The 2,730-nt window shown below is 67.9% G+C and carries 3 protein-coding genes; 1 reads left to right on the plus strand and 2 read right to left on the minus strand.

Going from position 1 to position 2,730, the window contains the following annotated elements:
- Positions 1-466 precede the first annotated feature (466 nt).
- On the plus strand, positions 467-721 hold the full coding sequence (locus tag EFAMC1_RS11525) for a transposase (RefSeq protein WP_154053941.1): 255 nt from the start codon (positions 467-469) through the stop codon (positions 719-721).
- A 98-nt stretch (positions 722-819) separates the two neighbouring features.
- On the opposite strand, the gene EFAMC1_RS08985 is transcribed toward EFAMC1_RS11525, so the two are convergent.
- Both EFAMC1_RS08985 and EFAMC1_RS08990 read right to left on the minus strand, forming a co-directional pair.
- The gene (locus EFAMC1_RS08985; RefSeq protein WP_154053942.1) at positions 820-1,569 is read right to left on the minus strand and encodes a nucleotidyl transferase AbiEii/AbiGii toxin family protein; all 750 of its coding nucleotides are present in this window, start codon (positions 1,567-1,569) and stop codon (positions 820-822) included.
- Positions 1,553-2,542, minus strand: a complete 990-nt coding sequence (locus tag EFAMC1_RS08990; RefSeq protein WP_187324639.1) for a hypothetical protein — start codon at positions 2,540-2,542, stop codon at positions 1,553-1,555. Before EFAMC1_RS08990 ends, EFAMC1_RS08985 begins: the two co-directional genes overlap by 17 nt.
- Positions 2,543-2,730 lie beyond the last annotated feature (188 nt).

Below are 2,730 nucleotides of genomic sequence, written 5' to 3' on the forward strand. Positions count from 1 at the left end.
GGGACGCCCGCGCCCTTGGCGCACGCGCGTGACGGGGCCGCGGGCGCGCGGCTCGCCGGCCATCGCGGCGGCGTCCGAGACGCGCATGCCGCCGCCCACGCGCTCGCAGGGCAGCGCCCTTCCCCTCGGGGTCAGCCTTGCGTTAGGATGCTGGGACATGGGAGGCCCCTCCTCGCTGAGTGCCCAGGCAACCCACGGCATGCGGGAGGCCTCCCTATTTGTCATCACTCGGGTGTAAACAACCTGTCGGCACTAAACAGCTAGCTGGTGAGGAAGACCGTCGAGGACACCCTGAGCGGCCTGCTCGAGCAGGAGGCGGGCGACCTCGTCGGGGCGGGGCGCCACGACCGGAGCCTGACGACGACCTCCGGCGAGGCAACGCCGCACATGCCGAAGCCCAGGGGAGCTCGGTTCGCCACGGCGGCCATCGAGCGCTGCCGCGGGCGCGAGACGAGCGTGGGGGGCCATGGTCGAGACGTGCCTCGCGGGCGTCCCCGCCAGCCGCATCGAGGACGTCTCCGAGCTCCCATGGGGCTCGGGCGTGTCAGCCGCCACCGTGTCGAACCTCAACGGGAGGGCGTTCGCCTCGGTCGAGGGGTGGCGCCCGCGCCCGCTCGACGGGGAGTGGCCGCTACACCAACTTTCTCGACACTACCTCAGCCTTCGCGACCTGCTGGATTGCTCAGTAGTGCCCGGCAGCTACTTAGCAGACACCCAGTAGCTGCGGTGTGTCGCAAGTAGTCGGCGATGAAAGACGCGGGGTGCGCCTTGCTGCCTGTCCTGGATGTCGCCGCACGGTAGCGCTATCGGGCAGCTGCGCTACCGCAGGTAGACGCTCTTGAGCACCTCGACGACCTGCTGCGCCCCAATGCCCTTGATCTTGAGCGCCTTGGGGTCGACGGGGTCCGACTCGTAGGCCTCCAGGAAGCGCCGCATGTCGGCGCGGATCTCCTCGCTCATGGCGGGGCGCTCGCCGCCCGCGAGCAGCGTTGCGAGGCGGCAAACGTCGTTTCGGTGCTTCCTCACGCTCTTCTCGTCGACGGCCTGGCCGCCCGCCCGCCTGGTGGAAAGGTCGAGCCACGCCTTGGCCTTGAAGGGGATCATCCCCTCGACCGACAGGACGGCGACGCCGCTGGCCGACGTTCTGTTTTCGACGAGCAGCCGATAGTACTCTTCGTCAAGCAAAATCGCCGAAAGGCTCGACACCTCGTCGTCGATGTGGATCGGCATGAGGCCGGACTCCGCGTCGCGCAGGCCGGCGTCGGTGCGCGCGAACAGCTCCAGCATGGCGGGGAAGGCCGGGTCCTCCGGCTTGGAGAACCGGTAGAACTGCGGCTTTTCGCTGCTCTTCTGTCTGTTCTCGTACCTGCCCTCCTTGACGAAATCCCAGAAGACCTGGCCGAACTCGGGCGTCAGCGCCTCCACCAAAAGGACTAGGTCGAGGTCCTTGGTGGCTCTGAAGTCCTGCCCGGCCTCGCCGAACAGCAGGTCGCAGGCGCCGCCGCCGATCAGGACGTACTCGCCATCGTGGCCCGCGAAGCGCTCCTTGAACTTATCGATTCCCCTCATGGTCGCCTCCAAGCACCCGGGTCAAAACGTTCTCGATTTCGCCCGCAACGCGCGGGTCGTCTCTCTCGTCGGCGGAAAGGGACAGGATGGCCGAAAGCGGGTCGACGGTGCATCCCGGCGCCGGCACGGGCTCGTAGCGCAGCACCTGCACCACGCAAGCGGGGTCCTCTGGCTCGTCGAGACCAGTGTCGCGCGCGTCGGCCGCCAGCTCCAGAGTGCGCTCCTGCGCTTTGGTTGCGGCGAAAGTCTGCCAGGGGTTGTCTTGCAGCATCGAGAGCTCGCACAGCGCCGAGACACCGCCAAGGGGAAGCTCTGTTTCGGGCACGCGGCCCAGGCGGTGCTCCCTCGCGACCGGGCTCGACATGCGCGGCTCCAAGAGACGCCACATCGCCATCTTGTCCCTGCCGGGGCGCAGCACCCGCCGCCGCCCCTCGGCGGCGACGATCGAGGGGTCGGCGGCCGCGAGCTCGTCGAATGCTCGAGAGGCGGTCATCTTCGCCGTGCCGAGGAGGCCTGCCGCCTGGGTGACGCTGGCGCCGTCGAGGTCGCCGTAGAGCGCCATGAGCGCGAGGCGCTGTGCCTGGGGCGAGAACGTGCCAACGTCTGTTTGCCGCCTGTCGCGCGCGTGGCTCCTTCCGCTGCTCAGCGCGATTCCCAGGAACGGCAGGTACCCCTGCTTGTCCGGGGCGATGAAGGGCAGACCCGCCTCGAGCATCCGCCCGACCCTGTAGCCCGTGGCGCCCTCGAGGGCGAAGGACACGGGGGTCCCCAGGGCCGCCTCCAGGGCGTCGTGGTGCTTCGTCATGGTCTTCACCGTCGGGCTTTCGACGGGGAAGGCCACGGCGAACGGCACGCCGAAGGCGGTCCAGCGCTCCAGGGAGTACAGCCCCCTCAGGTAGAGGGGGAGCCCCGAGGCGTCGACGGGCTCGCAGTCGACTCTCGTGTGCAGCATCTTCTCGACGTATTCCCTCATGCTCTGCCTCCTCATGTAACTAAACAATTATCAATGTACCATCAAGAATGGTACATAGCAAATCATTAAGTTACATATAATGGCGCCTTGCGAGCCCTCGTGGGCCTTCGCCCTCATCGACGGCAGGCCGAGGAGGGTGCTCGGCTGCGGGACGGCCGGCGAGGCGTACCGCGAGGAGCTGTTGCACT

This window comes from Olsenella uli, from assembly GCF_901212675.1.
GTDB lineage: Bacteria > Actinomycetota > Coriobacteriia > Coriobacteriales > Atopobiaceae > Parolsenella > Parolsenella uli_B.